The 25,747-nt window shown below is 62.9% G+C and carries 23 protein-coding genes and 1 pseudogene; 12 read left to right on the forward strand and 12 right to left on the reverse strand.

Annotated features, from left to right (window positions below):
• Positions 1-41: 41 nt before the first annotated feature.
• The gene (locus ASD12_RS31290; RefSeq protein ID WP_056596112.1) at positions 42-1,103 is read right to left on the reverse strand and encodes a hemin-degrading factor; all 1,062 of its coding nucleotides are present in this window, start codon (positions 1,101-1,103) and stop codon (positions 42-44) included.
• Between the two features lie 22 nt (positions 1,104-1,125).
• The gene (gene hemP, locus ASD12_RS31295) at positions 1,126-1,332 is read right to left on the reverse strand and encodes a hemin uptake protein HemP (RefSeq protein WP_056596115.1); all 207 of its coding nucleotides are present in this window, start codon (positions 1,330-1,332) and stop codon (positions 1,126-1,128) included.
• Between the two features lie 197 nt (positions 1,333-1,529).
• Between hemP and ASD12_RS31300 the strand changes: the two genes are divergently transcribed.
• From ASD12_RS31300 to ASD12_RS31315, 4 genes are all read left to right on the forward strand, one after another.
• A complete protein-coding gene (locus ASD12_RS31300; RefSeq protein WP_082525777.1) occupies positions 1,530-3,710 on the forward strand; it encodes a TonB-dependent hemoglobin/transferrin/lactoferrin family receptor in 2,181 nt (726 codons plus the stop codon).
• Positions 3,711-3,883: 173 nt separating this feature from the next.
• Entirely contained in the window at positions 3,884-4,897 is a 1,014-nt protein-coding gene (locus ASD12_RS31305) for a TonB family protein (protein ID WP_244483029.1), read from the forward strand.
• A 60-nt stretch (positions 4,898-4,957) separates the two neighbouring features.
• Positions 4,958-5,272: an antibiotic biosynthesis monooxygenase gene (locus tag ASD12_RS31310; RefSeq protein ID WP_056596121.1), complete on the forward strand. Its 315-nt coding sequence runs from the start codon at positions 4,958-4,960 to the stop codon at positions 5,270-5,272.
• A 1-nt stretch (position 5,273) separates the two neighbouring features.
• The gene (locus tag ASD12_RS31315) at positions 5,274-5,645 is read left to right on the forward strand and encodes a VOC family protein (protein WP_056596124.1); all 372 of its coding nucleotides are present in this window, start codon (positions 5,274-5,276) and stop codon (positions 5,643-5,645) included.
• 114 nt (positions 5,646-5,759) lie between these two features.
• On the opposite strand, the gene ASD12_RS31320 is transcribed toward ASD12_RS31315, so the two are convergent.
• Complete coding sequence (locus ASD12_RS31320; RefSeq protein WP_056596127.1) at positions 5,760-6,458, reverse strand: hypothetical protein; 699 nt, start codon at positions 6,456-6,458, stop codon at positions 5,760-5,762.
• Between the two features lie 262 nt (positions 6,459-6,720).
• On the opposite strand from ASD12_RS31320, the gene ASD12_RS31325 reads away from it, so the two are divergent.
• Positions 6,721-7,437: a Crp/Fnr family transcriptional regulator gene (locus ASD12_RS31325; protein WP_056596135.1), complete on the forward strand. Its 717-nt coding sequence runs from the start codon at positions 6,721-6,723 to the stop codon at positions 7,435-7,437.
• An 8-nt stretch (positions 7,438-7,445) separates the two neighbouring features.
• On the opposite strand, the gene ASD12_RS31330 is transcribed toward ASD12_RS31325, so the two are convergent.
• Both ASD12_RS31330 and putA read right to left on the reverse strand, forming a co-directional pair.
• Positions 7,446-8,312, reverse strand: a complete 867-nt coding sequence (locus ASD12_RS31330) for a hypothetical protein (RefSeq protein ID WP_056596139.1) — start codon at positions 8,310-8,312, stop codon at positions 7,446-7,448.
• Between the two features lie 239 nt (positions 8,313-8,551).
• On the reverse strand, positions 8,552-12,163 hold the full coding sequence (gene putA / locus ASD12_RS31335; RefSeq protein WP_056596142.1) for a bifunctional proline dehydrogenase/L-glutamate gamma-semialdehyde dehydrogenase PutA: 3,612 nt from the start codon (positions 12,161-12,163) through the stop codon (positions 8,552-8,554).
• Positions 12,164-12,326: 163 nt separating this feature from the next.
• On the opposite strand from putA, the gene ASD12_RS31340 reads away from it, so the two are divergent.
• Positions 12,327-12,779 (forward strand): Lrp/AsnC ligand binding domain-containing protein, encoded by a 453-nt coding sequence (locus ASD12_RS31340; protein ID WP_056596145.1) that lies wholly within the window; start codon positions 12,327-12,329, stop codon positions 12,777-12,779.
• A 1-nt stretch (position 12,780) separates the two neighbouring features.
• Here the strand turns inward: ASD12_RS31340 and ASD12_RS31345 are convergent, their stop codons facing one another.
• Together ASD12_RS31345 and ASD12_RS31350 are read right to left on the reverse strand one after the other, a co-directional pair.
• Positions 12,781-13,980, reverse strand: coding sequence for a cytochrome c peroxidase (locus tag ASD12_RS31345; RefSeq protein WP_056596148.1), 1,200 nt, complete (start codon positions 13,978-13,980; stop codon positions 12,781-12,783).
• Between the two features lie 7 nt (positions 13,981-13,987).
• Positions 13,988-14,437: a FixH family protein gene (locus ASD12_RS31350; RefSeq protein WP_056596152.1), complete on the reverse strand. Its 450-nt coding sequence runs from the start codon at positions 14,435-14,437 to the stop codon at positions 13,988-13,990.
• Between the two features lie 151 nt (positions 14,438-14,588).
• Here ASD12_RS31350 and ASD12_RS31355 point away from each other — a divergent pair, with 151 nt between their 5' ends.
• Complete coding sequence (locus ASD12_RS31355; RefSeq protein WP_056596877.1) at positions 14,589-15,515, forward strand: sugar kinase; 927 nt, start codon at positions 14,589-14,591, stop codon at positions 15,513-15,515.
• On the opposite strand, the gene ASD12_RS31360 is transcribed toward ASD12_RS31355, so the two are convergent.
• The 3 genes from ASD12_RS31360 to ASD12_RS31370 form a co-directional block, all read right to left on the reverse strand.
• Positions 15,512-16,534 carry an aldose epimerase family protein gene (locus ASD12_RS31360; protein ID WP_056596156.1) on the reverse strand — a complete coding sequence of 341 codons (1,023 nt, stop codon included), beginning with the start codon at positions 16,532-16,534 and terminating at the stop codon, positions 15,512-15,514. The two genes, ASD12_RS31355 and ASD12_RS31360, sit on opposite strands and share 4 nt — an antisense overlap.
• A 92-nt stretch (positions 16,535-16,626) precedes the next feature.
• The gene (locus tag ASD12_RS31365) at positions 16,627-18,084 is read right to left on the reverse strand and encodes an NAD-dependent succinate-semialdehyde dehydrogenase (protein ID WP_056596159.1); all 1,458 of its coding nucleotides are present in this window, start codon (positions 18,082-18,084) and stop codon (positions 16,627-16,629) included.
• Positions 18,085-18,309: 225 nt separating this feature from the next.
• Positions 18,310-19,257, reverse strand: a complete 948-nt coding sequence (locus ASD12_RS31370; RefSeq protein WP_056596162.1) for an AEC family transporter — start codon at positions 19,255-19,257, stop codon at positions 18,310-18,312.
• Between the two features lie 130 nt (positions 19,258-19,387).
• On the opposite strand from ASD12_RS31370, the gene ASD12_RS31375 reads away from it, so the two are divergent.
• Together ASD12_RS31375 and ASD12_RS31380 are read left to right on the forward strand one after the other, a co-directional pair.
• Positions 19,388-22,408 (forward strand): caspase domain-containing protein, encoded by a 3,021-nt coding sequence (locus ASD12_RS31375; protein ID WP_056596166.1) that lies wholly within the window; start codon positions 19,388-19,390, stop codon positions 22,406-22,408.
• Between the two features lie 97 nt (positions 22,409-22,505).
• A complete protein-coding gene (locus ASD12_RS31380; RefSeq protein ID WP_056596175.1) occupies positions 22,506-23,054 on the forward strand; it encodes a histidine phosphatase family protein in 549 nt (182 codons plus the stop codon).
• On the opposite strand, the gene ASD12_RS31385 is transcribed toward ASD12_RS31380, so the two are convergent.
• Together ASD12_RS31385 and ASD12_RS31390 are read right to left on the reverse strand one after the other, a co-directional pair.
• On the reverse strand, positions 23,051-23,521 hold the full coding sequence (locus ASD12_RS31385; protein WP_056596178.1) for a hypothetical protein: 471 nt from the start codon (positions 23,519-23,521) through the stop codon (positions 23,051-23,053). The genes ASD12_RS31380 and ASD12_RS31385 overlap by 4 nt on opposite strands.
• The gene (locus ASD12_RS31390; protein WP_056596181.1) at positions 23,518-23,766 is read right to left on the reverse strand and encodes a hypothetical protein; all 249 of its coding nucleotides are present in this window, start codon (positions 23,764-23,766) and stop codon (positions 23,518-23,520) included. The genes ASD12_RS31385 and ASD12_RS31390 overlap by 4 nt, the downstream gene beginning before the upstream one ends.
• A gap of 71 nt (positions 23,767-23,837) precedes the next feature.
• On the opposite strand from ASD12_RS31390, the pseudogene ASD12_RS34530 reads away from it, so the two are divergent.
• The 3 genes and pseudogenes from ASD12_RS34530 to ASD12_RS31400 form a co-directional block, all read left to right on the forward strand.
• A pseudogene (locus tag ASD12_RS34530) lies at positions 23,838-23,975 on the forward strand (slipin family protein); the annotation flags it as partial.
• Between the two features lie 233 nt (positions 23,976-24,208).
• Positions 24,209-24,490 carry an acyl carrier protein gene (locus ASD12_RS31395; RefSeq protein ID WP_056596184.1) on the forward strand — a complete coding sequence of 94 codons (282 nt, stop codon included), beginning with the start codon at positions 24,209-24,211 and terminating at the stop codon, positions 24,488-24,490.
• 56 nt (positions 24,491-24,546) lie between these two features.
• The gene (locus tag ASD12_RS31400; protein WP_056596187.1) at positions 24,547-25,737 is read left to right on the forward strand and encodes a beta-ketoacyl-ACP synthase; all 1,191 of its coding nucleotides are present in this window, start codon (positions 24,547-24,549) and stop codon (positions 25,735-25,737) included.
• Positions 25,738-25,747 lie beyond the last annotated feature (10 nt).

Here is a 25,747-nt window from a genome sequence, read left to right on the forward strand (position 1 = left end):
GACAGGCGGCAGTCTCGAAAAAGAAACCATTTCTATAGTCCTCAGGCTGCTGTCGGGCTTGGGATGCGCGGCAGGTTTTCCGCCAGGAATCGCCAGTCGCCACGCTCGCTTTCGCCTTCATGACGCTTGCCGAAGAACTGGATGATCATCTTGCCGTCGACGTCATAGATCTCGAGCGAGGTGACATGACCGTCCTTGGTCGGCTTACGCACGGCCCATACCTCGTGGATGTGGTCGGTTCGCAGGGGCAGGTGGAAGGTTTCGTCCAGCACGTTGATCCATGATCCCATCGACTTGATGGATTTGATCGGACCGGAATGGATCTGGATGCAGCCGCGGTTTCCCACAAAGCACATGATCGGCATCTCGCCCTCCGCGGCGTGATGGAACATGGCCCGGACGGCATCATTGTCGAGCAGCCAGGCATAGTCCTGGCCGACCATGCGCACCGCCTGCCGGCGGCTGAGCTTCAGCGTCTTCAGCATGCCGAAGAACTGGTGCACGTCGGTCAGCCGGCTCCAGCGGTCGCGCAGATCGTCGAGATTGGCGTTCGCTTCGTCACCATGGGTGTCGTCATCGGGGAGCGGCCCTGAAATGTCGACCGTCGGCTCCTGATTGGACGATTCGAGCGCGGCGACCAGCTTCTGATAGGCATAGAGACTGGAGGCCGGCCGCAGGTGCACCTTGTGCACGGCCTCGCCTGCCGCGTCGAAGAACTGCAGGCTGCGACGGATCTCTTCGCCTTCGCGCTTTTCCACGGCAAAGCCGTGTGCCCACACCTTCGGGAAGATGCGCAAATCGATGTTTTCGCCAAGCACCATGGCATTGTGGTTGCCGGTGACGACCTTGTCATAGACGCCGATCTTTTCGTGCACCGCGCTTTCATTGCGGGTCAGCGCCATGACCTCGCCGACGGCTTCAAGGCCGGTCAAAAGATCGTTGACGCGTGGCTCGATGCGGACGACGCCGTCGCCGCAATGCGCGGCGACCAGATCGGCCTCCGAAATGCCGAGCTGAGCAGCCAGATCACGCTCGCGCGCCTTCGGATTTTCTGTTCGTGCCCGCCGGATTTCATGCGGGACGGGTTTTACGCGCTGGTCCATGTCTCGTCCCTCCTGCCTTGTCTTACTTGTTGAGAATGAGCTTGCCCTGGCGGGTGATCTTCAGCCGGTAGAGCGCGCCGTGATGCTCGATGCCGATCTCGTGCTCGCCCTGGAACAGGGTGTTGCTGGACAGGGTTCGCACCGCCAGCGGAACCCGGTCGAAACGGGCGGAGGCATCGTCGGAACGGCGGACGCGATAGAGAAAATCGTTGGGATTGTAGGTGTTCATCTGGATCGATCCCTTTCATGTGCCGGGCGTCTGGCTAGGCGTTGCGTAATCCGATTAATTCTTGACTTGAGTAATCATGTTTATTAGTCAGTGCAATACTGGATTAAATGAGTCAAGATTTAAGACTCCGGACACGATCAAAAATGCCAGCCAGCCCCGGGCCAGCCAGCATGAAACCTGGACTTTGGAGTTGGGGCATGGGGTTGGTGAATTGGGAATGGCGCGGCCGGTCGGCCGCGAACGGCGCGGCGGCTTTGCTGGCAACCGTGGCGGCGATCGCCTTGTCGGCGCAACTGGCCAACGCTCAGCAGGCGGCGGACCAGCAGACAGATCAAACGAAGAAGGCTGACGAAGAGAAGGCCGCACCAGCGGGCGCAACGCTGCTCGACAAGATCCTCGTCATCAGCCGCACCGGCGAGACGGCGATCGAATCGCTCGCCTCTGCCAGCCATGTCGATCAGGAACAGCTCGATCGCCGCATGGCGACGACGCCGAACGAGATGCTGCTCGGCGTGCCCGGTGTCGCCGCGCAGGCCGACGCCAGGCGCGTCAGCACCAGCATCAACATCCGCGGTTTGCAGGATTTCGGTCGCGTCGCGGTCATCGTCGACGGCGCCCGTCAGAATTTCCAGCGTTCCGACCACGGCACCCAGTCGACCTTCTATCTCGACCCCGAGCTCGTCGAATCCGTCGACGTGATCCGCGGTCCTGTCGCCAACACCTACGGCTCAGGTGCCATCGGCGGCGTCGTCTTCTTCGACACCAAGGACGCCGAGGATTTCCTCAAGCCGAACGAGACATGGGCCGGTTCCGTCACGGGACGTTATGAGAGCAACGGCAAGGGCTGGACATCAAGCGCATCCGGCGCCTACCGCTTCAACGAGAACTGGGATGCGCTGGGCAACATCGTCTACCGCAACTACGACGACTACAAGGATGGCAGCGGCGACACGGTCAAGGGCACCGGCTTCGACGTGCTCAGCGGCCTGCTCAAGACCACCATCCGCCCAACTGACAACAGCGAACTGAAGCTCGGCTGGGTCGGCTCAAGCGACGGTTGGAACGAGATCAGCGGCGGCGTGCCGGTCAATGACGTCGACCTGAAGTCGAACACCTTCACGGCCCGCTACAACATCACGGATGAGGACAAGAGCTGGCTCGATCTCCACGTCAGCACCTCTTACAACAGGACCAATCTCGATCTGACCAGCCTCGTCCCTCTCAACCGGTTCGATCCAACCACTGGCCTTCCAATCGTGCTGCCGGCAGGCTCAACGTCGACCTTCGACATCGGCACGACCAGCATCGACATCTGGAACACGTCCCGGTTCGAGACTGCCGGCATCGCGCACGAACTGACCTATGGCGGCGACTGGGTTGGCGACAACGTCAAGACCGGCGGCACCGCCGGCGGCGACAGCTTCTACACGCCGTCCGGCAAGCGCAACGTCTCCGGCGCCTATGTCCAGGACAAGCTCACCTGGGAGTGGCTCGAAGTCATCGCCGGGCTGCGCTACGACAATTACAGCCTCAAGGATGACACACACGAAACATCGGGCGACCGGTTGTCGCCGCGCATCACCGTCGGCGTCTCGCCGTTCGAATCGGCAGGCCTTGCCGGCCTTCAGTTCTACGGTACCTATGCGGAAGGCTATCGCTCGCCGTCGATTACCGAGACGCTGATCAGCGGCAATCACCCGGCAGGCGTGAGTTTCCCGTTCCTGCCCAATCCCAATCTGCGGCCTGAGACCGGCAAGACGACCGAATTCGGCTTCAACTACAAGCAGAACGACATTATCGAGGCTGGCGACGCGTTTCGTCTCAAGGCAGCGTATTTCAACAACGATGTCGACGACTATATCGAAGGCGTGACGCTGTCGGCATTCGATCCGACCAGCGGCTGCCCGTTCGGCCCAGGGATCCCGATCTGCTTCCAGTATCAGAACTTCGCCAAGGCCAAGATCAACGGCTTCGAAATGGAAGGCGTTTACGACGCGGCGTGGGGGTATGCCGGACTTTCGGCCTCCATCATCAATGGTCACACCATATCGTATGAAGGCGACCGCGCAGATCTCGCCACCATCCCCTCCTCCCAGGTCACGGCGCAGCTCGGCTTGCGCTTCCTCAAGGACAAACTGACTGTCGGCGGCGAAGTGCAGTACAACGGCAAGCCGAAGGGCAATGCGGTGGCCAAGGACTACACGCTGGTCAATGCCTTCGCGAGCTATCAGGCGACCGATAATCTCAAGATCGATTTCCGCGCCGAGAATCTGTTCGATGTCAAATACGCCAACCCGCTGAACGGCAGCACGACAGTTGCGGTCTATGAGCCGGGCACAACGCTCAAACTGGCGGCAACGATGCGGTTTGGAGGCTGATGACCATGACGAGCTTGACGACATCCCTTCGTCTGCGCAAGCTGAAGACGGACACCAAAACCGGTATCGCTTTCGGCGCCTGAGGTGGGACTGCATCCCGCACTCCGGGAAAACTCCGTGGCGTGGCCGCCGGCCGGTTCTATGCGCTGTCGTTTGGACCAAGCGATCTTGATTTGACAATTCTGCTCTTGTCGCTGCAGGTCTCGCGGCGAGACATGCAGGATATCAACCCCCTCCCGGACGCCAGCGCCGAGCTGGCCATAGAACCAACCGAGCCGCTTGCGCTGCCGCGGCCGTCGGCCTGGAACCGCAAATGGACGGCAGCGATCGTCGTCTCCTGTCTGCTCCATGCCGCGGTGGCAGCGGCTTTTCTGATCTCGCCTTCAGGGACATCCAGTTTGGAGGATGCAATGCAGTCGGAAGGCAGTGATCAGTCGGGCACCAACGTGGTCGGCAGCGCGCTGGATAAGGATCCGGCAGCAATAAATGTTGCTCTGGTGCCGAACCCGCAACCGGCCAAACCACAGCCGGCAACGCCGCCCAAGCCGTCGCCGCCAATGGAGCCTTCTCAGCCAGCCGAGCAAGCGGCAAAGCCGCCGCTCATGCCTTTGCCGGAACCTGTCAGACAGCAGACGGTCACCCCAGACATATTGGTGGCCGGCGCGCCACGATCCGATGACCAGAGCGTGGCTCCCAAGAGCGAAACGCCGGCGCAGCCGACCGTTCAGGCCGAGAGCGCCGAAGTGCCTGTCGCCGTTCCAGAGCAGCCGCCGATCCCCAGCGCCAGGCCAATTCCGGCAGCTGCCCCTTCGAAGGCGGCGGATGAGAAACGCGGCACGGCGGATGGTCAGGACCGGTTGGCGCAGGCCGCCAGCAAGGGCAAAAAACAGAAAGAGGCAGGCAGTGCCGCGGAAGACAGCTACCGCGGCGACGTCATCAGAAAGCTCAGCCGTGTCAATCGCGCCGTCCCGCCTTCTGTGCAATTGACCGCCCGCAACAATGCCGTTGTGACATTCGTCATCGGCAGCCGTGGCGGTATCGATGAGCTGCGCATTCTGCAAAGCTCCGGATCGCCAGATTTCGATCAGGTCGTGCTCGGCATCGTGCGCAAGGCGGCACCCTTCCCACCCATTCCGCCAAAGGTCGGCGACAGTCTTGTCTTCACCGGCGCAATCGGTCCGTTTTAAGAACCTCCGCCGTCCAAGCCAACAATCAACCATAATTCATCAACGCTGAAAGGAACCACCATGTACATCGCCATGAACCGCTTCAAGGTGCAGACTGGCTCGGAGAGCGACTTCGAAGCCGTCTGGAAGAACCGCGACTCCAGCCTCGCGGAGATGAAGGGTTTTCGGGAATTCCACCTGCTGCGCGGCCCAGTCAACGAGACCGAAGGCTACACGCTGTTTGCGTCGCACACGGTGTGGGCGAGCCACGATGATTTCATCGCCTGGACCAAGTCGGAGAATTTTCGTGCCGCCCATAGAAATGTCGGCACGACAAAGGTCCACTATCTCGGCCACCCCCAGTTCGAGGGTTTTTCGGTTGTAGAAGGCGCCTGAAATGGCAACGCCGGCCGAGGACCCTGCGCGCAGCATCCCGATCCTGCCCTCGCCCGACTTTACGGCGACACGCGATTTCTATCGCGATGAACTCGGCTTCGGTGTCGTCGGACCGGAGATGGACGACTATCTGATCGTGCGTCGCGGCGAGATCGAGATCCATTTCTGGAAGAGCGACGACCGCAAGCTGCCCGAGGTTTCATCCTGTTACATCAGGGGCGGCGAGGTTCCGTCGCTGCACGCCGAATTTTCCGCGCGCGGCGTCACGGCGCTCGGTCCGTTCACCGTCCGGCCCTGGAACATGAAGGAATTCTATATCCGGGATCCGCACGGCAATTCGCTGAAGTTCGGCTGCGCACCCGAAGAGGTGTGAAGACAACGCGAGTTCAGCGCAGGACGGACCCCGAGCTGCTGCTCCCCAACCCACAGGCGACGAAGGCCGACCAGAAGCGTCGCCGGCTGGCTGGCCGGCGACGCTTGCGCCATATCAGTTGTCCTGGAACTGGTTCTGTTCGGTGAATACCACCGTACGGTCGGTCACGCCCTGGAAGACCACTTGGTAGGCGTTGGACGAGGTGGCCGTGTCGATAACCTGGCCCTGAACGTACGAGCCGGCAATGATGTAGTAGGTCGGCTTCGGCGTGAACTGGTACAGCAGGTTGGGCAGCGCCTGCACAGCAATCGTCGGCTTGGCATTCATCGCGATACCGACATTGACGCTGACAGACTGGCTCGCCTGAACGATTGCCGTCGGGATTGTGGTATCCGACTGCACGCTGATCAGCCCCGCCTTGCCGTTCGTCGGGCCGACCGGAAAGGCCGGCGCACCATAGGGGAACGGTCCGAGATACGTAACGCCAATCGAATTCTGGGTGTTGATCATCACGTCGGCGTTGGACGCCGTAGTGAAGCGTCGGGGGTTGGTAGTTGTTCCCTGATCCTGGATGTAGCCAGTGTTGACCTGGTAGTTGATTTCCCAGGAAAATACTGACTGGCTCGGGTTGCTGATGCTGCCGGGCGCTGCCCCGCCGAGCATCCACGCCAAAGATACCGGATTGACCGAGGGACCGACGATGTCCGGGATCGTCTGGAAAAGGGCAAACTGCTGGAATTTGCTGTTCTGGTTAAGGACGGTCAGCGAATAAGGCTGCCCAGCCTCTACCTTGGCATTGACCATGGTGCCCATCAAGAATCTCATTCTGGTAGCTCCTCGTTGTTGGGTTTGACCGCGGTGTCACCGGTGGCCGATGCAGCCAGTCCGGTCACTTTGGGTGCAATCCGCCGCAATCAAAGATTGCGCAATATGGTCTGCACAAGAACAAGGTATTAAAATTTATATTATTTAACTGTATCCTAGGTGACACCAAAATATTCTTTTTCAACACTAAAATTCCTATGTATATTTATGTTGTCTAAAGTTAAGTTTCGCTGACATAGGCCGAGCATACATGTCGAATAGTGCGAAGAATGCGGTTCGGATCTCAGGGCTTCTATCGGCCAATATCTTTGGGGACTTCAATCAGAGCCAGCTAACGGAAATCGCGCAAACGGCTCACGAATACCGCTATGAATCGGGCCAGGTGATTTTCCAGCCGGGCGACCCATGTAACCAGCTCTCGATCATCACATCCGGAAGCGTCAATGTTTCCTTCAATTCGGAAGACGGCAAGGAAGTGATAGTTGCCGAATTGCGGGTCGGCGACACGATCGGCGAAATGGAGTTGCTTTCGAATTCGAAGCGGCTGACCAACTGTGTTGCCAGCCGCAAGACGCATCTCCTTGCACTCGACAAGCCGATCTTCGAAGGGCTGCTGACCAATCCGGCCTTTACCAAGGGGCTTCTCGAAACGATCTGCCGCCGACTTCAGCAATCGCTGTTGTTCGCCGAGGGCCTGTCAATCCATTCCCTGGAGACGAGGCTCGCTCGCTTGCTGGTTTCCATGAGCGAAACACATGGCCGACGTGTCGGCGATGGCGTTGTCATCGACCGCGCTATATCTCAAAGCCTGATCGGTCAGATGATCAACGCCAGCCGGCCGAGGATCAACGTTCAACTTCAATCCTGGAAACACGAAAAGCTTATCCGGCTCAGCGGCAACCGTATCACCATTCTCGATGAAGGGGCGATACGAAACATTTCGCGATCGCCGCTGGCCGACAGCTAGAACCTCACTCAGTTGCACCCACCCTTCACGAAGGCGATCATCGCCTCTGTGGTCGCGGTAAGGGCCGGGCCAGTCATCGCCAGCGTCTTGCCCTGCATGATCTGCGCGGACACCACGCTGACGAGGCTGTTGTCAGGCGCGAACCATGCCCCGCCACTGGCCCCCGTTCCGAATTCAGTTGGCGCGGCTAGATAGGTGCCGCCAACCTGCGCTAGCTTCGTCGAGTCCTGCTTGTACATATACTTGCCGTCACCAAAATTGCCGGGGTACCCCATCATGCTGACGGCGGTGAAACTGCCATCCTGGCTGAGCACGAACTTTCCGGCATCTGAATTTGCCGTGGTGCGCAGCGCAGCATAGTCGAGAGCGCTTTTCTCCGCGCTTGGCGGATCGGGACTGACTGGAATCCAATCCGTCAGCACCGCGGCCTGGTCAACGATAAACCTCGTCCCGGCGCCATCTTCATAAGCAGGGTAAAACACGACGTTCACCGCATGCTTATCGCCGCGCCACATGCTGTGCGCCGCGGCCAGCAGAACGTTGTCTTCCGAGACGAATTGCGCGCTGGCCGTATAGTCGACTCCGTCGCGGGTGTAGAAGAGCTTGCCGCCATATTCATAAGGCGGCTGAGTCACGTCGACTCGTGCGGTGGCCGCAAGCCCCTCAGGCTTGGGTGCGGTCACGTTGCCGCCGTCGTTTTCGGAAACGGCCCGGTCACGCCGCTCCTTGGTCCAGTAGCCTTCACCCGCCTCATCGGCGGCCAAGACAGTCTTGTTGGGTTGCCAGCAAGCGAAATCGGCGGCGTCGGCGCCGCTGCAAGAAATCAGCCCGCTCAGCAACGCCAATGAGCCTGATACGATCGATCTTGAAGCCATCTTCGTCTCCTCGTCCTTGCCTCAATCGGATTGGCGCCACCACCACGATTTGGCGATGAGAAAACCCGGTTGGTGTCGGACCATCCGACATCGGCAAGACTACGTGGCACCGAGACGATCGGCAGTTCCGCAGGCTACAGTGGAAACGAATTTCTGATCTTGTGCCCGAATTCACCAAGCCGGCAACGCCTTACGTTTGCCGGCTTCTCCCCTTGCGGCGCCGAATACCCGCCAGCTCTCTAGGCAGCGGCCAGCAGGCTCGCATTGCCGCCAGCGGCCGTGGTGTCGACGCAGACAGCCCGTTCATGTGCATAGGCCGCCGGGTTCAGCACCTCGCTGACCAGCGGCACGATCGGGCCGGAGCGCTCAGCGATAACCTTGCGCACGATGCGCGCGGCCTCGGGCGTGCCCGAGAAGGCAACGACATCGACGCGCAGCGAGCGCGCTTCGACCGGATCCGGCCGGCCGTCTATGGCGGCCAGCGGTAGACCCTTGCCGGTGAGCGCCGAGAGTGCCGACGGCGCACCGGGCGCCACGGCCAGCACCGCATTGCCGGCGGCGAGTGCCTGGATCGTCTGCGCGAGCAGCGTGTCGCCATCAGGACCAAGGCACAGCACCCGTCCGCGCGGCGACAGCGACAGCGTGTTGGCCTCGCCGGTCGGCCCGGGCAGGTCGACCTGGCCGAAGTCGATGCCGGCGGCGGCGCCTATGGCCGCGGCACCCTTGCCGCGCAGATGCTTCCTCAGAATGGCGATCCGGTCCGGACGCGTCGACCAGCCGCCAAGTGTGGGATCAGGCAGATTGTCGGCAAGTTCGGTCGCCGTCACCTTATGGCCATCCTGCAAATGGGTACCGGCCTCCGGCCCCTTGCGGAAGCGCCTGAGATAGTGCGGACCGCCGGCCTTCGGTCCAGTGCCCGACAGCCCCTCGCCGCCAAAGGGCTGCGAACCAACGACGGCGCCGATCTGGTTGCGGTTGACATAGATGTTGCCGGCATGGATGCCGTCGACGAAATGCTGTACGCGGCCCTCGATGCGGGTGTGCAGGCCGAAGGTCAGGCCATAGCCCTTGCGGTTGATGGCGGCGATGACCGCATCGATCTCGTCGGCGTCGAAGGTGGCGACATGCAGCACCGGCCCGAACACTTCGCGCTCCATGTCCTCGATACCCTTGACCCGGAAGACGTGCGGCGCGACGAAGCGACCCTCCTTGGGTGCCTCGAGCTTGGCGATCAGCCGGCCCTGCAGGCCCATCTTCGTGCAGTACTCGCGGATCGAGCTTTGCGCCTCGTCGTCGATGACAGGGCCGACATCGGTCGAAATCCGCCAGGGATCACCAATGCTGAGCGCCTCCATGGCGCCTTTCAGCATCTCCAGCATCTTCTTCTCGACGTCCTTCTGCACGTAGAGCACGCGCAGCGCTGAGCAGCGTTGGCCGGCACTCTGGAAGGCCGAGGCCAGAATGTCGCGCACCGCCTGCTCGGGCAGCGCGGTGGAATCGACGATCATGGCGTTGAGGCCGCCGGTTTCGGCGATCAGCATGGCGTCGGGCGCGGCGGTCTCGGCCAGTTGTTTTTCGATCAGCTTGGCGACCTCGGTCGAGCCGGTGAAGCAGACGCCGGCAATGCGCGGATCGGCGGTGAGTGGCCCGCCGACCGATGGGCCGTCGCCAGGCAGCAACTGAATAACGTCTTCCGGCACGCCGGCCTCGCGCAGCAGTTCGACGGCGCGAAAGGCGATCAGCGGCGTCTGCTCGGCCGGCTTGGCGATGACCGAATTGCCGGTGACAAGTGCTGCCGCGATCTGGCCGGTGAAGATGGCGAGCGGGAAATTCCATGGCGAAATGCAGACGATGGCGCCGCGCGCTTGCGTGCCCGCCTCCGCATTGGCCGCCTCGGTGGCGTAGTAGCGCAGGAAGTCGACGGCTTCGCGCACCTCGGCCACACCGTCGGCCAGCGATTTGCCGGCCTCCCTTGTGGCCAGTGCAAAGAACTCGACGGCATTCGCCTCATACAGATCGGCGGCGCGGTTGAGGATGGCGGCGCGCTCGGCCACGGGACGCTTCGCCCAGGCCGGTTGCGCTTCCACCGCGATGCGCACGGCGGTCGCGACTTGCTTGGCAGCGGCCTCGCTGACCGTGCCGACCACTTCGGAAGGCTTTGCCGGATTGACGATCGGGCGCTGCTTGCCGTAGCCGGCGGCACGGGTGATCGGCTTGGCATGCCAGCGATCCGGCCCGGCGAAAGCGGCCTTGGCCTTGTCGATCGCCGCCAGCGTCACCGTGTCGGTGATATCAAAACCCTTCGAGTTGCGACGGCCGGCGCCAAAAATCTGGGAAGGCCGGGCAATCGCCGGATTGGCGGCCGGACCCTGGCTCTCGACGGTTTCGAGCGGATCGCGGGCGATGTCCTCCGGCTCGACGTCCTCGTCGGTCAGTTGGTGCACGAAAGAGGAGTTGGCGCCGTTCTCCAGCAACCGGCGGACCAGATAGGCAAGCAGATCGGAATGCGCTCCGACCGGTGCATAGATGCGGCAGCGTGTGCCTTCGGCCTGGCGCACCGTCTCGTGCAGGGCCTCGCCCATGCCGTGCAAGCGCTGGAACTCGAAGGCATCGCGATTCGTCGCCATCGACAGGATCGCGGCGACGGTATGCGCGTTGTGAGTGGCGAACTGCGGATAGATGCGGTCGGTCATGCCAAGCAGCTTCTTGGCGCAGGCCATGTAGGAGACGTCGGTGTTGGCCTTGCGGGTGAAGACGGGATAGCCTGACAGTCCCAGCGTTTGCGCCCGCTTGATCTCGGTGTCCCAATAAGCACCCTTGACCAGCCGCACCATGATGTTGCGGTCGTATCTCTTGGCCAGCGCGTAGAGCCAGTCGATGGCGAAGGCCGCGCGTGGCCCATACGCTTGCACCACGACACCAAAGCCGTTCCAGCCGGCAAGCTCCGGCTCGGCCAGCACCCGCTCGATCACGTCGAGCGACAGATCGAGGCGGTCAGCCTCCTCGGCGTCGATGTTGAGGCCCATGCGCGAATGGCGCGCGGCCAGCGCCAGCGACAGCAACCGCTCGGCCATGACAGGCAGCATCTCGTCCCTCTGCGCCACCTCATAACGCGGGTGCAGCGCCGAAAGCTTGACCGAGATGCCGTGGTTCTGCCTGATATCAGGGCCGTTGGAGCCGGCATCGAGCGACGAAATCGCGTCGGCATAGGCCTTGTGATAGCGCAAGGCGTCGGCCTCGGTGCGGGCTGCTTCGCCCAGCATGTCGAAGGAATAGAGATAGCCCTTCTGCGTCATCGGTCGGCCGCGCTTGACAGCCTCGGCGACGGTGCGGCCGAGCACGAACTGCTCGCCCATCTCGCGCATGGCGGCTGCCACCGCCTTGCGGATGACCGGCTCGCCCAGCCGGCGCAGCATCGAGCGCAGCGTGCCCTCGATGCCGCCCTCGCCCTCATCGAGAACGCGGCCGGTCAGCATCAGCGCCCAGGTCGAGGCGTTGACGAAGATGGAGCTCGAGCCGCCGGAATGCGCCGACCAGTCGTGCGGCGCGATCTTGTCGGCGATGAGGTCGTCCATCGTCTCGGTGTCAGGCACGCGCAGCAGCGCCTCGGCCAGGCACATCAGCGCCACGCCTTCCTTGGTGGAGAGGCCGTAGGCCGAGAGGAAGACTTCCATCAGCCGAGGATCCGACGAGCCGCGTACCGCCCGCACCAGATCGGCGGCCCGGGCCGAGATCGCCTTGCGGTCTTTCACTGGAAGGCCCGTCGCCTCGGCAAGCCGCTGCACGGCCTCGTCTTCATCGGGCAGGTAGTTGGCGCGGATCTGCTGGCGGATGGCATCAAGCGCTGGCATGGCGGTCCCATGGATCGAGCAAAGGGGATCGGGCCGGCGGTCACCGGACCGAATGGCGCAAGCTAGCACAGGTGCGAAATTTCGACCGGTCCAAAGAAATCGACATCACAGGCCATTCGGTCTATCTTGGTAGGAAAAACTTATCATACGGACTGTAGACTCGATGACAGAAGACCAATTGGACCGCATCGACAGGAATATCCTCGCCGCGCTGGCAAGCGATGGCCGGCTTTCCATGTCAGAACTGGCGGCAAAGGTCGGCCTGTCGAAGACGCCGGTGCAGGCGCGGGTGAAGCGGCTGGAGAAGGACGGCTACATCAGGGGCTACCAGGCGATCATCGACCGCGAGCGCATGGGCGAAGGCCATGTCGCCTTCGTCCAGGTGAAATTGTCCGACACCCGATCCGCCGCGCTCGACGCCTTCAACCGGTCCGTACAGGCCGTGCCCGAGATCGAACAGTGCCACATGATGGCATCGAGCTTCGATTATCTGCTGAAAGTCCGCACAAGGGATATCGCCGCCTACCGCCGCGTCCTGGGCGAGCGCATCTCGGCGCTCCCCCACGTCGCCCAGACCTCGACCTTCGTGGCGATGGAGACGGTCAAGGATCGGTAATTCACTCCGCCAACGTCTTCAGGAACGCCACCAGCGCTGCACGCTCTCGGTCTGAAAGCTCCAGCGGGTGAACCTCTGACACCCCTTCGACGCTGGGAGCAGCCTTGGCGTAGTGCGCCACCACCTCGTCGAGCGACGAGAACTGCCCGGCATGCATGTAGGGCGGCCGCGTTGCCGCTCCGCGCAGCGACGGCGTCTTGTAGGCGCGGATCAGTTGCGGCGCATCCTTGACCATGAAGCGGAGCTCGCCGCAGGCGCCGGCGTCGCCATCGCGGAAGGCACCAAGGCAGTTGAACGGGTCGGCCTCGACTTGGCGCACGGCATCGATGCGGCCGCGATCCAGCGGCAGAACCGCAACGGGCGGCACACCGGTGTTGTGAAAACCGTTGTCGGTGAAGCGGGGGCCGTCGTGGCAGGTCACGCAATTGGCCTTGCCGATGAACAGTTTCAGCCCAAGGATTTCCTCCTTGGAAAAGACCGCATCGCCTTTCGGCTCGGCGCCGGTGGCGAGATCCAGCGCGAAGCGATCGAAGCGCGTCGGCGCCGGCTCGATCGACCGTTCGAACGCGGCGATCGCCTTGCCGATATTGGCAAAGACGCCGTTGATGGCGTCGCGCTGCGCACCGCTCATCGCGTTCCAGGCAGCCTTCTCGGCATCTGTTCCAAGTGGGCTGGCATTCAACGGCATGTCGGAGAAGTCGGGCAGCGGCCCGAAGATGCGCTCATAGCGCTCGCCGAAGCGCGCCTTGATGTAATGCGCGTAGGCGGCGCGGTTTCCCGCCTGCTCCAGCGGATTTTCGAGCGGCGTCAGCGCTTGCGCCCACAGGCTGTCGCGGCGGCCGTCCCAAAAGAACCAGGGATCGCGCGCCACGCCGGCCAACGGCATGGTGCGCCGGTTGGTGTGGCCGACACCGACCGCTTGCGGCAGGTCGTCCTGGAATTGCCGGTCGATCTTGTGGCAGGTCGAGCACGACACCGTGCCGTCGCGGCTCATGCCCAGATCGAAGAACAGCGTCGAGCCGAGTGCGGCGGCGGCCGGCACGTCGGCAAAGCGGTTGGTGGTGTCGGGCTTCAGCGCCGGCAACCTCGACAGCGCCAGCGAGGCGATGGTCTTCTTCTCGGCGTCGGAAAAATCCGGCTTGCCGCAGCCGACGAGGCTGACGGCGACCACCAGCGCCAGAAAGCAGAAAAGGCGCTTCATCGATCGCTCACAGCACCACGTTGAACAGTACTGTGTCGGAGCCGGCGCCGGACGAGATGGCGAAACGAAGTTGCCACCAGCCGCTCATGGTGAATTTCAGCCCCTCGACTCGGTAACGGCCTTCGCCCAGGTAATCGGTGACCTGCGGGCTGGTCGGCAGGCCGTGATTGTGTTGCGGCATGCCGCCGGAGATGGCGATCGCGGCGCGCTCCACCGAAGCCCCTGTCTTTGTTTTCAGGGTCAGCAGCCAGGATTCCAGTTCGCCCTGCCGCACCACGCCCCGTTCCGGCACGAAGCTCGCCATGTACAGCCCGTTGTCGCTTTTCTTCGTCCGCGCGACATCCGGGCCGGCAGGCTGCGCCGACCGCGGCGCCGTCAGATAGACGACCGCGAGAATGCCGACCAGCAAGGCAGCCAGACCAAGACCTGCTAAGAGATAACGCCATAGTGATGCCAAACCGGTTCCTCTTGTGCAGACAACGCTCTGCCGAACGGATTGCATCCCGCCAGCCTGTGGGAAAACGCTGTGGCGGAAAAAACCCTGCTTGCCAAGCATGGCGCTGCCGATGGCAAAAAGCTACAGCACCGAGATCACAGGAGGACTGTACATGGCGGGAACCGGCGTCGCCTCGATCGGCGAATGCATGCTCGAACTGTCGGGCCAGACGGGACCGAACTGGCGCATGGGCTTTGCCGGCGACACGTTCAACATGCTGTGGGCGCTGCATGCGTTAAGTGCAGACCGGCCGGCAACCTATGTCTCGGCCTTCGGCGACGATCCCTTCTCGCAAGGCCAGATCGATTTCTTCGCCGAGAACGGCATCGGCATCGGCTCCAGCCCGGTCATAGCGGGCGCACGGCCCGGCCTCTATGCCATCACGCTGACCGGGGCCGAGCGTTCCTTCACCTACTGGCGTTCCGACGCTGCTGCCCGGCAGCTCGCCTCGAATCCGGCCGCGCTGTCGAAAAGCCTGGAAAACCAAGCGCTTGTATACTTTTCCGGAATCACTTTGGCAATTCTGGACGATGCCGCTCGCGCCACGTTGCTGGCGGCCGTCGCCAAGGCGCGCTCGGCTGGTTCACTTGTCGCCTTCGACCCCAACTACCGGCCACGGCTCTGGCGCAATCGCGTGGAGGCGCAGGTAGCGATCGTCGAAGCCCTTGCCGTCACCGACATCGCATTGCCGACCTTCCCCGACGAGCAGGTGCTGTTTGGCGATGCAACACCGCAAGCGACCGCGGAGCGGCTCGGGCAACTCGTCGGCGAGATCGTCGTCAAGAATGGCGAAGCGCCGGCGCTGATTGCCCAAGGAAGAATACGGCGCGAGGTCCCGGCGATCCATGTCGCCGCTCCCGTCGACACGACCGGCGCAGGCGATTCCTTCAACGGCGGCTATCTTGCGGCCCGTCTTGCCAGCCATGACCCGCTGGAAGCAGCGCGCCGTGCCCATCGTGTCGCCGCCGCCGTGGTGCAGGTGCGCGGCGCGCTGGCGCCGTTCGACACGCTGCGAGCGGCATTCGCCGGATATCGTTAAGGCAGGCGGAAGCGGTATTCCGTGACGTGGTGGTAGATCGCGCCCGGCCACAGCGTTGCCTGCGGGAAATAGGGCCGGTTCGGCGCATCCGGCCACACCTGCGGCTCGAGGCAGAAACCGCAAAAGGCCTTGTAGTTCCGCCCCTCCAGCCCGGTGCGCGGCGTCACATACTGGCCGGTATAAAGCTGAACGCCGGGCTCGGTTGTCCAGACCTCCATCTCGACGCCGGAACTGGCGCCTTGCGTCCATGCCGCCTGCTTGAGCGGCCCGCGTGTCGAAGCAAGACAGAAATTCTGGTCGTAGGGCAGCTGCTCACCCTCGGTCTCCATGCGCAGCGGCCGCGCCTGGCGGAAATCGAACGGCGTGCCGTCTACCGGCTTGACCACCCCGGTCGGGATCATGTCGCCATCGACCGGCAGATAGGCGCCGGCATTCAGCATCATCCTGTGGTCGAGAATGTCGCCGGCGCCGCCATCATCCAGGTTGAAATAGGAATGCTGGGTGAGATTGCACAGCGTCGGCTCCTCGCAGGTGGCGGTCAGCTCGACGCTGAGCGTGCCGGGGATCTTCAGCCGGTAGGTGCAGGTGACGTCAAGCGCGCCGGGAAAACCCATTGTGCCGTCGGGATCGTGCAGCGTCAGCGTGACGAAATCCCTGCCATGCAGGGAAACCGTCCACGGCCGGCGGGAGTAACCTTGCGAGCCGCCATGCAGCGTATGCTTGTCGAGGAAGTTTTGCTCGGTCTGGTAGCGGTTGCCGCCAATGGTGAAGCGGCCATCGCGGATGCGGTTGGCATAGCGGCCGACGACCGCGCCGAAGAAGCCCGTATCCGTCTCGTAGCCTTCCAGACGATCATAGCCGAGCACCAGCGGCGCATCGTGCCCGGTCAGGCGCAAATCCTGGATGATTGCGCCCAGACCGATGATGTTGGCGGTGATACCGCCGCCCCTGATCGTGAAGCGACGCACCGGTTCGCCTGCCTGCGTCGTACCGAAAACCTCGCCGTCCTTCATCGCCATGCCCGTAAATGCCAGTTGATCCAGAAGACTTCGGCTGGTTTTCCCATGAGAGATGGGCAGGCCATTGGCCTCCCCTTCTCAGAGATAGCCTATCAGAGGCCGAGGCCGCCGATGCAGACATATTTGGTGTCGAGATAGTCCTCGATCCCCTGATGCCCGCCTTCCTTGCCGAGACCCGATTCCTTGACGCCGCCGAACGGCGCCTCCGGCGTGGTGATGAGGCCTTCATTGACACCGACCATGCCGTATTTCAGCCCTTCCATGACGCGGAAGGCGCGGCCGAGATCGCCTGTGTAGAAATAGCAGGCGAGGCCGAATTCAGTGTCGTTGGCGAGCGCGACGGCTTCCTCTTCGGTCTCGAACTTGAACACGGGTGCGACCGGGCCAAAGATCTCTTCCTTCATGAAGCGCATCTTGGGTGTCGCGTTGGCGATGACCGTCGGCTGGAAGAACGAACCGCCGAGCGCATGGCGCTTGCCGCCGGCGACGATCTTGCCGCCCTTGGCGGTGGCGTCGGCGATCAGTTCCTCGACCTTCTCGACCGCCTTCTCGTCGATCAGCGGTCCCTGCTGCACGCCGTCCTCGAGGCCGGAACCGACCTTCAGCCCGTTGCTCGCCGCAGCGAGCTTCTCGACGAACTTGTCATAGACACCAGCCTGGACAAGGAAGCGGTTGGTGCAGACGCAGGTCTGGCCGGAATTGCGATACTTGGCGGTGATAGCGCCGGCGACGGCACGCTCGAGGTCGGCGTCGTCGAAGACGATGAACGGCGCGTTGCCGCCGAGCTCCATCGACACCTTCTTGACGGTGACCGACGACTTCTGGATGAGAAGCTTGCCGACCTCCGTCGATCCGGTGAAGGTGATCTTCGACACCAGCGGATTGGCGCAGATCTCGTCGCCGATCTCGCTGGCTGAACCGGTCAGGATGTTGACGACGCCCTTGGGAAAACCGACTTCCTCGGCAAGCGCGCCCCAGGCGAGGCCGGAGTAAGGCGTCTGCGAGGCCGGCTTGACGACCGCGGTGCAGCCGGCGGCAAGCGCCGGGCCGAGCTTGCGGGCCAGCATCGAGGATGGGAAATTCCACGGCGTGATGGCGGCAATGACGCCGACCGGCTCCTTGGTCACCAGGATGCGGCGGTCCGCCCATGGCGAGGGCACGACGTCACCATAGGTGCGGCGGCCTTCCTCGGCGAACCACAGGATGTAGGCCGCGGCAGAGCCGATCTCGCCCTTCGATTCGAACAGCGACTTGCCCTGCTCGATGGTCAGCAGTTCGGCCAGCACGTCCTGATTGTCCATCATCGCGTCGTGCAGCTTGCGCAGCAGCTTCGAGCGCTCGAGCGCGGTCGTCTTGCGCCACGACTTGAAGGCGGCGGCGGCGGCCTCGATGGCGCGGCGGGTCTCGGCCTTGCCCGACTTCGGCACGGTGCCGATCTTGAGACCGGTGGCCGGGTTGTTGACGTCGACCGTCTGGCCGCTGTCGGCCTGCACCCATTCGCCATTGATGAGATTGGCCTGCCGCATGAAATGGCTGGTTTTCTGAAGCATGGTCTATCCTCCGTTCGGCGCGCTGACGGGCCGGTCTGTGAAGTCTTCGGTGAGCGTGCGCCATGGACTGAAGCCGGCACGCCGGAGCCACTGCTCTTTACCTAGCGCAAGGCCCGCAAGCAATCGCAAGATGGCATATAGGGGTTGGACCAGCCCGCGGCGAGAGCAGGCCGACTATGACACCCCCATCGCGGGCCGGCATCATCTGAATATCGACATACCCCATCAGAAAACGTGCAGCACCACCGTCAGCCAGAACGCGGTGGTGAGGGCGGAGCAGGCCGTGGCGATGGTCATCTGGTTCGACGCCAACGCCTGGCCGGTGTTGAAGTGGACCGCGATCAGATAGGAATTGACGCCGGATGGCATCGCGGCCACCATCACCGCCACCTTGGCCGTCAAGGGCGGCAGGCCGAGCAGCCAGACGAAGGCCAGAACCAGCGCCGGCATCAGCAATAGCTTCAGCACCGAAAGCACCAGCGCCGGCCTAACATTGCCCGAAATGCCGAAGCGGCGCAGGCTGAGTCCCATGGCAAACAGCGCCACAGGACCGGCCGTATCGGCCAGAGCATCGACCAGGCGTATGGCGACATCCGGCAGCGGCGCACCGGTGACGCGCCATGCGAGACCCGCCAGAATGCCGATGATCAGCGGATTGATGAACAGCCGCCTCAGGAACCTACGGATGATGCGCAAGGGATGCACGGGTTCGCCGCCGCTCCGGCCGAACATCTCAAACAACACGATCGAAGCCATAAGCATGATCGGCAGATGCACCGACACCAGCAAGGACAGCACCTCGAAACCATCCGCTCCGAATATGCCGAGGATAAAGGGAGCCCCGAGCAGCACGATATTGGAAAAGGCAGACGAAACCCCGCCGACGACGCCGGCGCGTGCATCCCGTCCGAAGATCCGGGTGGTGACGAGATGGCCGGCGGCCCAGGTGATCGCCACGGCCGCGAAATAGGCGCCCCACAGCGGCCAGGGTGCCACGCCGTGGAAATCGGCATTCACCATGGTTCGGAACAGCAGCAGCGGCATCGCCACTGAGACCGCGAAGTCGGCTATCCCCTCGCCGCTCGCCGGCTTCAAATAGCCGGTCAACCCGGCGAGGTAGCCGAGCGCGACAAGGCTGAAGACGAAAAGAACGGTTTCGGTGAGCGGAGACATTTTTACCGTGACGGGCGAGTTTCCCGTGATAGGCGAGCCACGGCCGCGACGCAATCGCGCCCGAATTTGATCATCGTCGGCTGGCAGCGTTATAGAGGGTTTGGATCATCAGGGCGGGCACGAACGACAAATGGCCTTTGTCGAAGCCACGAAGCGTACTCTTTTGCGGCAGGCGTGGCTGACGGCTTTCGTCGCCGCACTGCTTTGTCTTGCCGCGACCCCGCTTGCAGTTGCCGAGACGAAAAGCCTCAAGGGCGTGGCGCTGATCATCGGCCAGTCGAAATACGAACACATCGCCGCCCTCCCCAACCCCGCCAACGACGCCCGCGACATGGCCAAGATGCTGACCGACCTCGGCTTCGATGCGCGCAGCGTCACCGATCGCGACGCCACCAAGCTGAAGCGCGACCTCGAGCGTTTCACGGAAGATGCCGAAGGCGCCGATGTCGCCTTCATCTATTATTCCGGTCACGGCATCGAGGCCGGCGGCGAGAACTATCTGGTTCCGGTCGATGCCGACGTGTCGTCATTGAAAGATGCCGACCAAGCGCTGGTGCCGATATCCGCCGTCATGGATGCTTTAAAAGCGACCGTGCCGGTGACGATCGTGCTGCTCGACGCCTGCCGCACCAATCCGTTCCCGCAGGATGCCGTGGTGCGACGCGCACCGACCGCTTCCGCCTCGCCGATTGGGGCCGGCGGGCTGGAACCGGTGCGCGGCGCCAAGGCGCTCGGCAATGCGCCGGCGGCCGACGCGAGCCTGGGCACGGTGGTCGGCTTTGCCGCCGAACCGGGTCGTCCCGCGCTCGATGGCGCCGCTGGCGAAAACAGCCCTTACGCGTCCGCCCTGCTGCGCCACCTCGCGGCGATGAAGGGCACCGAGTTCGGCTCGGTCATGCGCATGGTGACCGAAGAAGTCTACCTCGACACCAAGGCAAGGCAGCGCCCCTGGGTCAATGAAAGCCTGCGCCGGCTGCTCTATTTCGGCGTCGCACCAGCGGAGCCGACCGGCGACGACGGGCTGATCACCGGCGAGCGGCGTCAGCTCCTGCTGACGATTTCCGACCTGCCCGACCCGAAACGGGCGCAGGTGGAACTGGCCTCACTGCAGGAAGGCGTGCCGCTCGATGCGCTCTATGGCGTGCTGAAGGCGCTCGGAACGGACAAGATCCCCGAGGATCCGTCCGACCTGCAAAAGGTGCTCGACGCCCAGGCCGAGCGCCTGAAGAAAATGATGTCCGAACGTGCCGCGCTGCGCACCGACGATCCGGAGATCAAACGCCTGGTCGCCTCCGCCGACAAGGCGATCGGCCAGGGCGCCATCGTGACGGCGCGCAAATTCCTCGACGATGCGGTCGGCCGGGTCGAACAGAGCAGCGATGCGGTCGATGAGGCCGAGGATCTCGTCAAGCAGAAGCGCCTTGCCGATGCCGCGATCTACGCCAGACGCGCCGATGCCTCGGGGCTGGTGTTCGATTACAAGTCCGCCGCCGGCGACTACGCCAAGGCGTTTTCGCTGGCCGAAAAATGGGACGACAAGCTACGCTGGAACTACAAGAACCAGGAAGCCGAGGCGCTGAACGCTTACGGCTACGCCACCGGCGATCTGGATGCGCTGCAGCACTCCATCGACGCCTATCGCACCATCCTGAACTTCATCCCCAATGGCGAACAGAATCGCGACTGGGCGATCACCCGCAACAACATGGCGGTGGTGCTGCAGACCATCGGCGAGCGCGAGACGGAGACCGCGCACCTCGAAGAAGCGGCTCAGATCTTTGGCGATTCCCTTGTCGTGTTCGAGCGCGAGAAGGACGATCTCAACTGGGCCGCCGCGCAGAACAATCTGGCCAATGTGCTGTTGAAGATCGGTGAACGCCAGAGCGACCCGAAGCGCCTGAACGAGGCGGTGGTGGCAATGCGCGCGACGTTGAAGAAGCGCCCGCGTGAAAAAGTGCCGCTCGACTGGGCCGCTTCGCAGAACAATCTCGGCCTGGCGCTCTATGCGCTGTCCGAGCGCGAGGCCGCCGGCGAACATCTGACGCAAGCCGAGGCGGCCTACCGGCTGGCACTTGAGGAATACACGCGCGAAAAGGCGCCGGTTGAATGGGCGATGGTTGAGAACAATCTCGGCAACACGCTGGTGTCGCTTGGCATTCAGCTCAACAACAAGGCGAAGATAAACGAGGCGGCCGACGCGTTCCGTGCCGCACTCGAGGTGCGAACCCGTGAAACCTTCCCGGTCTCGTGGGCAACCAGCCGGCTCAACCTCGGCAACGCGCTGAGCGGTGTCGCCCGCTTCGATATGGGCACCGGCGCGCTCGAAGAGGCAGCTGCAGCCTATGACGATGCGCTGACGGTGTTTACCCGGCTGCGTTTCCCGATGGACTGGGCCTCAGTGCAGAACAATCTCGGTTCGATCTACCAGACGCTTGGCCAGCGCACCCGCGACGCGGCCAAGCTGGAGCAGTCGGCCGCGGCGTTCCAGGCCGCCCGGCAGGTCTATGTCAGACGGAAATTCCCGCAGGACTGGGCAATGAGCCACTACAATCTCGGCAACACGCTGCAGCTTCTGGGCGGCGTCACCGACAAGCCGGAACATTACGGTGAGGCCATTGCCGCCTACCGCGATGCATTGCGCGAGTACAAGCGCGAGACGAACCCGCGCCAATGGGCGCTGGCCCAGGCCGGCCTCGGCTCGACGCTGCACTGGCTGAGCATGAGCAATGCCGACCCCAGGACCTTGCTAGAGTCCGTCGCAGCCCGCAGGGCAGCCCTCGAAGTGCTGACCATCGACGCGGCACCGGTCGACTGGGCCAACGCCCAGAACGGCATCGGCATGAGCCTGCTCAACCTCGGCAATCTCGAACGCACCGACAGATATCTCGGCGATGCCGAGGCCGCCTTCACGGCGACACTGAAGGTGTTCACCAGGGAAAGCCTGCCCATGCAATGGGCCTTCGCGCAGAACAATCTCGGCGACGTCCACTGGAACAGAGCCAGCTATGGCGGCGGCAAGGCCGAATATCAAAAGGCGATCGAATTCTTCGAGAACGCCAAGCAGGGCTTTACCGAAGCCGGCTACACGATCCCCATCCCGCTCACCGACCAGAAGATCGATCTGGTGAAGAAGCAGATGGCGAAGAAGTAGTGCTCCACCCTACCGCGCCTTGTCTTTCGGCTGGCTTTGCCGTCCCTATATGTCCCGTCACCGGAACCCATTGCCGGGAACCGGAGAAGGATAGCGGATGATTCGATTTGCCTTGGCGTTGTTCCTGCTTGTTGTTCCCGGCGTGGCTCACGCCACGGATGCAGGCTGGGCGCTGCTGCGCGATGGCGGCCATGTCGTGCTGCTTCGCCATGCCATGGTCACCGGCACGACCGACCCGGCCAATTTCGACGTCGACAGCTGCGCCACCCAGATGAACCTGTCAGCGCGCGGCAAGCAGCAGGCGAGCAAGATCGGTGCTCTGTTTGCCGCCCGGGCGGCACCGATCGAGCGCGTGCTGTCCAGCCGCTATTGCCGCTGCCTCGACACCGCCCGCATCGCCTTCGAGGCCGAGCCGGAACTGTTTGCACCGCTGGATCTCCTGAAGGGCGACGAGACGCAGAAGGCCGCGCAGATCGCCGCGATCATGAAGGAGATCCGCGCCTATTCCGGCTCCGACAATCTGGTCATGGTCACCCATCTGGAAGACATCGTGGCGCTGACCGGTGTTTCGCCGCGCGAAGGCGAGGCTGTGGTCGTCGAACCGCAGGGTGACGGCCTGCGCGTGCTCGGCCGCGTCACCTTTTAGGCGTGGCGATGTCCGGCTGACGCGCCGGTGAGCAGCCACGCATCGATGCGGACTTTCCATGCTTCGATCATGTGCGCGAACGCATCCTGCGTCAGTCCGGACAGATACGACCTTCCCGCCGCGTTCAAGGCCGTGAACGTATAGGCAATCGACGCTTCCGTGCCGCCGTCGGTCGCCTGGCGGCAGGCCACCTCGACAAATCCGAAACACGTATCCGGTGTGACCCTGACATAGCGGACACGATGCCCGGCAGGATCCCAGTCGGCGCAGGCCCAGAGTGTCTTCTCATCACCGTGGACGGTCCGGAAGACCATGCCTTGCTGCGTTTCTCCGCTTTGCGGATGCAAGAACTCCGGCTCCCAGCCATCCACCCACAAGGTCTCGCCAATCGGCGTGAACAGCGGGAAGACGCGATCGATCGGCCCGGAAAGGACAATGCTATGGCTGCGTTCAAGATGGCTCGTCATCCGCCTTCCTTCTCAGTCAGACGGTGGCTGTCCGCCGCACCGAGCTCCAGCCCGTAGATGCGCTTCAACTGGCTGATCGTTTCCAGGGTCGCTGGTGAAAACGGCGTCTGCCCTTCGAAAGCATGCAGCACGATGCCTTCGATTAGATCGCCGAGGCTCATGTCGCGATGCTCGGCCAAGGCCTTGAGCACTTTCACCAGTCGTTTTTCCAGGCGGACCCCGGTCTGCACGCGTTCGATGGTCATAACCTATTGGTATCATGGTACATTGGTACCATCAAGTGTTGCTGAAATGCCGCCATTGAAAGCAGCCGCAAATGGCGGAAAACCCGGTGATGCTGGGGCTGAAGGAGCTCGAGGCTCTGGAAACCATCGCCGGCAAGGTCGAGCGGCTGACCGTCCACAACGGAACGGGCGGGCTGCTGAACGACCTGGTCAAGCTCCGCGACAGCTGATGCATGTCGCCCAAAAGCGGTACCGGTTTTGGGAAAACGACATGCATCGAAACAAAGACTGACGTAACGGTAACGGGAAGGGCCGCCGGGTTGACCGGCGGCCCTTCTTGCGTTTCCTAGGCACGCTTCCCATCTGCGCCCGGACTATCAGGCCTTTTCCTGCCGGGAAAAACCGATTAGACAGCGCCCAAACAAGATGCGGACAGATTCCGCCCGCAAAGAAGGAAAAGCCCTTGTCCACCACGTTCGACAAAGTCGCCAAGATCATTGCCGACACCAGCGAGATCGATATCGACACCATCACGCCCGAGAGCCACACGATCGACGATCTCGGCATCGACAGCCTCGATTTCCTCGACATCGTCTTCGCCATCGACAAGGAATTCGGCATCAAGGTGCCGCTGGAAAAGTGGACCCAGGAGGTCAATGACGGCAAGGCTTCGACCGACGATTACTTCGTCATGAAGAACCTGTGCGCCAAGATCGACGCGCTGGTTGCCACCAAGACCGCCTGACGTCAGTTGAGCGCGCGATCTTGACGCGCTCTGCCGCCTGACCCACAAAGCCGCCCATGAGCAGCCCCCGCGACGTCGTCATCACTGGTATCGGCCTTGTCTCCTCGCTGGGGGAAGGTCCTGATACCCATTGGCAGAAGCTCGCCCAGCCGGGCTTTCAGCCGGTGCTCGAAGCGACGCGCTTTGCACCTTATACCGTCCATCCGCTGCCTGAGATCGACTGGAACCTGCAGATCGCCAAGCGCGGCGATCAGCGCCAGATGGAAACCTGGCAGAGGCTCGGCACCTATGCTGCCGGCCTTGCACTGGACGACGCTGGCATCAAGGGCAATGACGAACTCTGCGCGACCATGGACATGGTAGTGGCCGCAGGCGGTGGCGAGCGCGACGAGGCGGTCGATGCCGCCATTCTCGCCGCTTCGGAAAGCCGCAATGACCGAGATGTGCTGCTCAACGAGAAATTGACCACCGAATTGCGGCCGACACTGTTCCTGGCCCAGCTGTCCAACCTGCTCGCCGGCAACATCTCCATCGTCCACAAGGTCACTGGCTCGTCCAGAACCTTCATGGGCGAGGAAGGTGCCGGCGTCGCCGCCGTCGAAACTGCCGCCGCACGCATCCGCTCGGGCCAGTCGACGCACATCCTGGTCGGCGGTGCCTTCCAGACCGAACATTCCGACATGCTGCTCGGCTATGAACTAGCCGGCTATCTGCATCGCGGCCCGTGGAAGCCGGTCTGGCAAAGACAAGGCGCCGAGGGCGGCGGCGTTGTGACCGGATCCGGCGGCGCCTTCCTGGTGCTGGAGCAGCGCGAACATGCAACGGACCGGGGTCGGAAAATCTATGCCGAACTTGGGCCGGTCGTCTCCGGCCGCGCCAGGCGGTCGCGCGGAGAGCTCGACGCCGAGATCGCCGCATTGCTCAGCCAGGCGGCGCTGCCGAACGGCAAGCTGCTTGCGATGTCAGGCGCCTCGGGCGCGCATGCGGCAACCACTGCCGAGAAAGCCGCGCTCGATGCCAATCCGGCGATCGCCGCGCGCGGTTTCTCGACGCTGACCGGGCACATGAAGGAAGCGCAGTTTCCGTTCGCCGTGGCGCTCGCCGCACTGGCCGTCGACCGCAAGGCCGCCTACCCTGTCTTTGATGCCACAGCCGAGACACCGTTCGAAGGCGTTCCCGCAACCGTCCTTGCAACGGCGATCGGCTATCACCAATTCGAGGGCATGGCGCTGGTCAACGCCGCGTAAGGCGGGCGCT

The organism is Mesorhizobium sp. Root102 (genome assembly GCF_001425625.1).
In the GTDB taxonomy this organism is placed as follows: Bacteria; Pseudomonadota; Alphaproteobacteria; order Rhizobiales; family Rhizobiaceae; genus Mesorhizobium.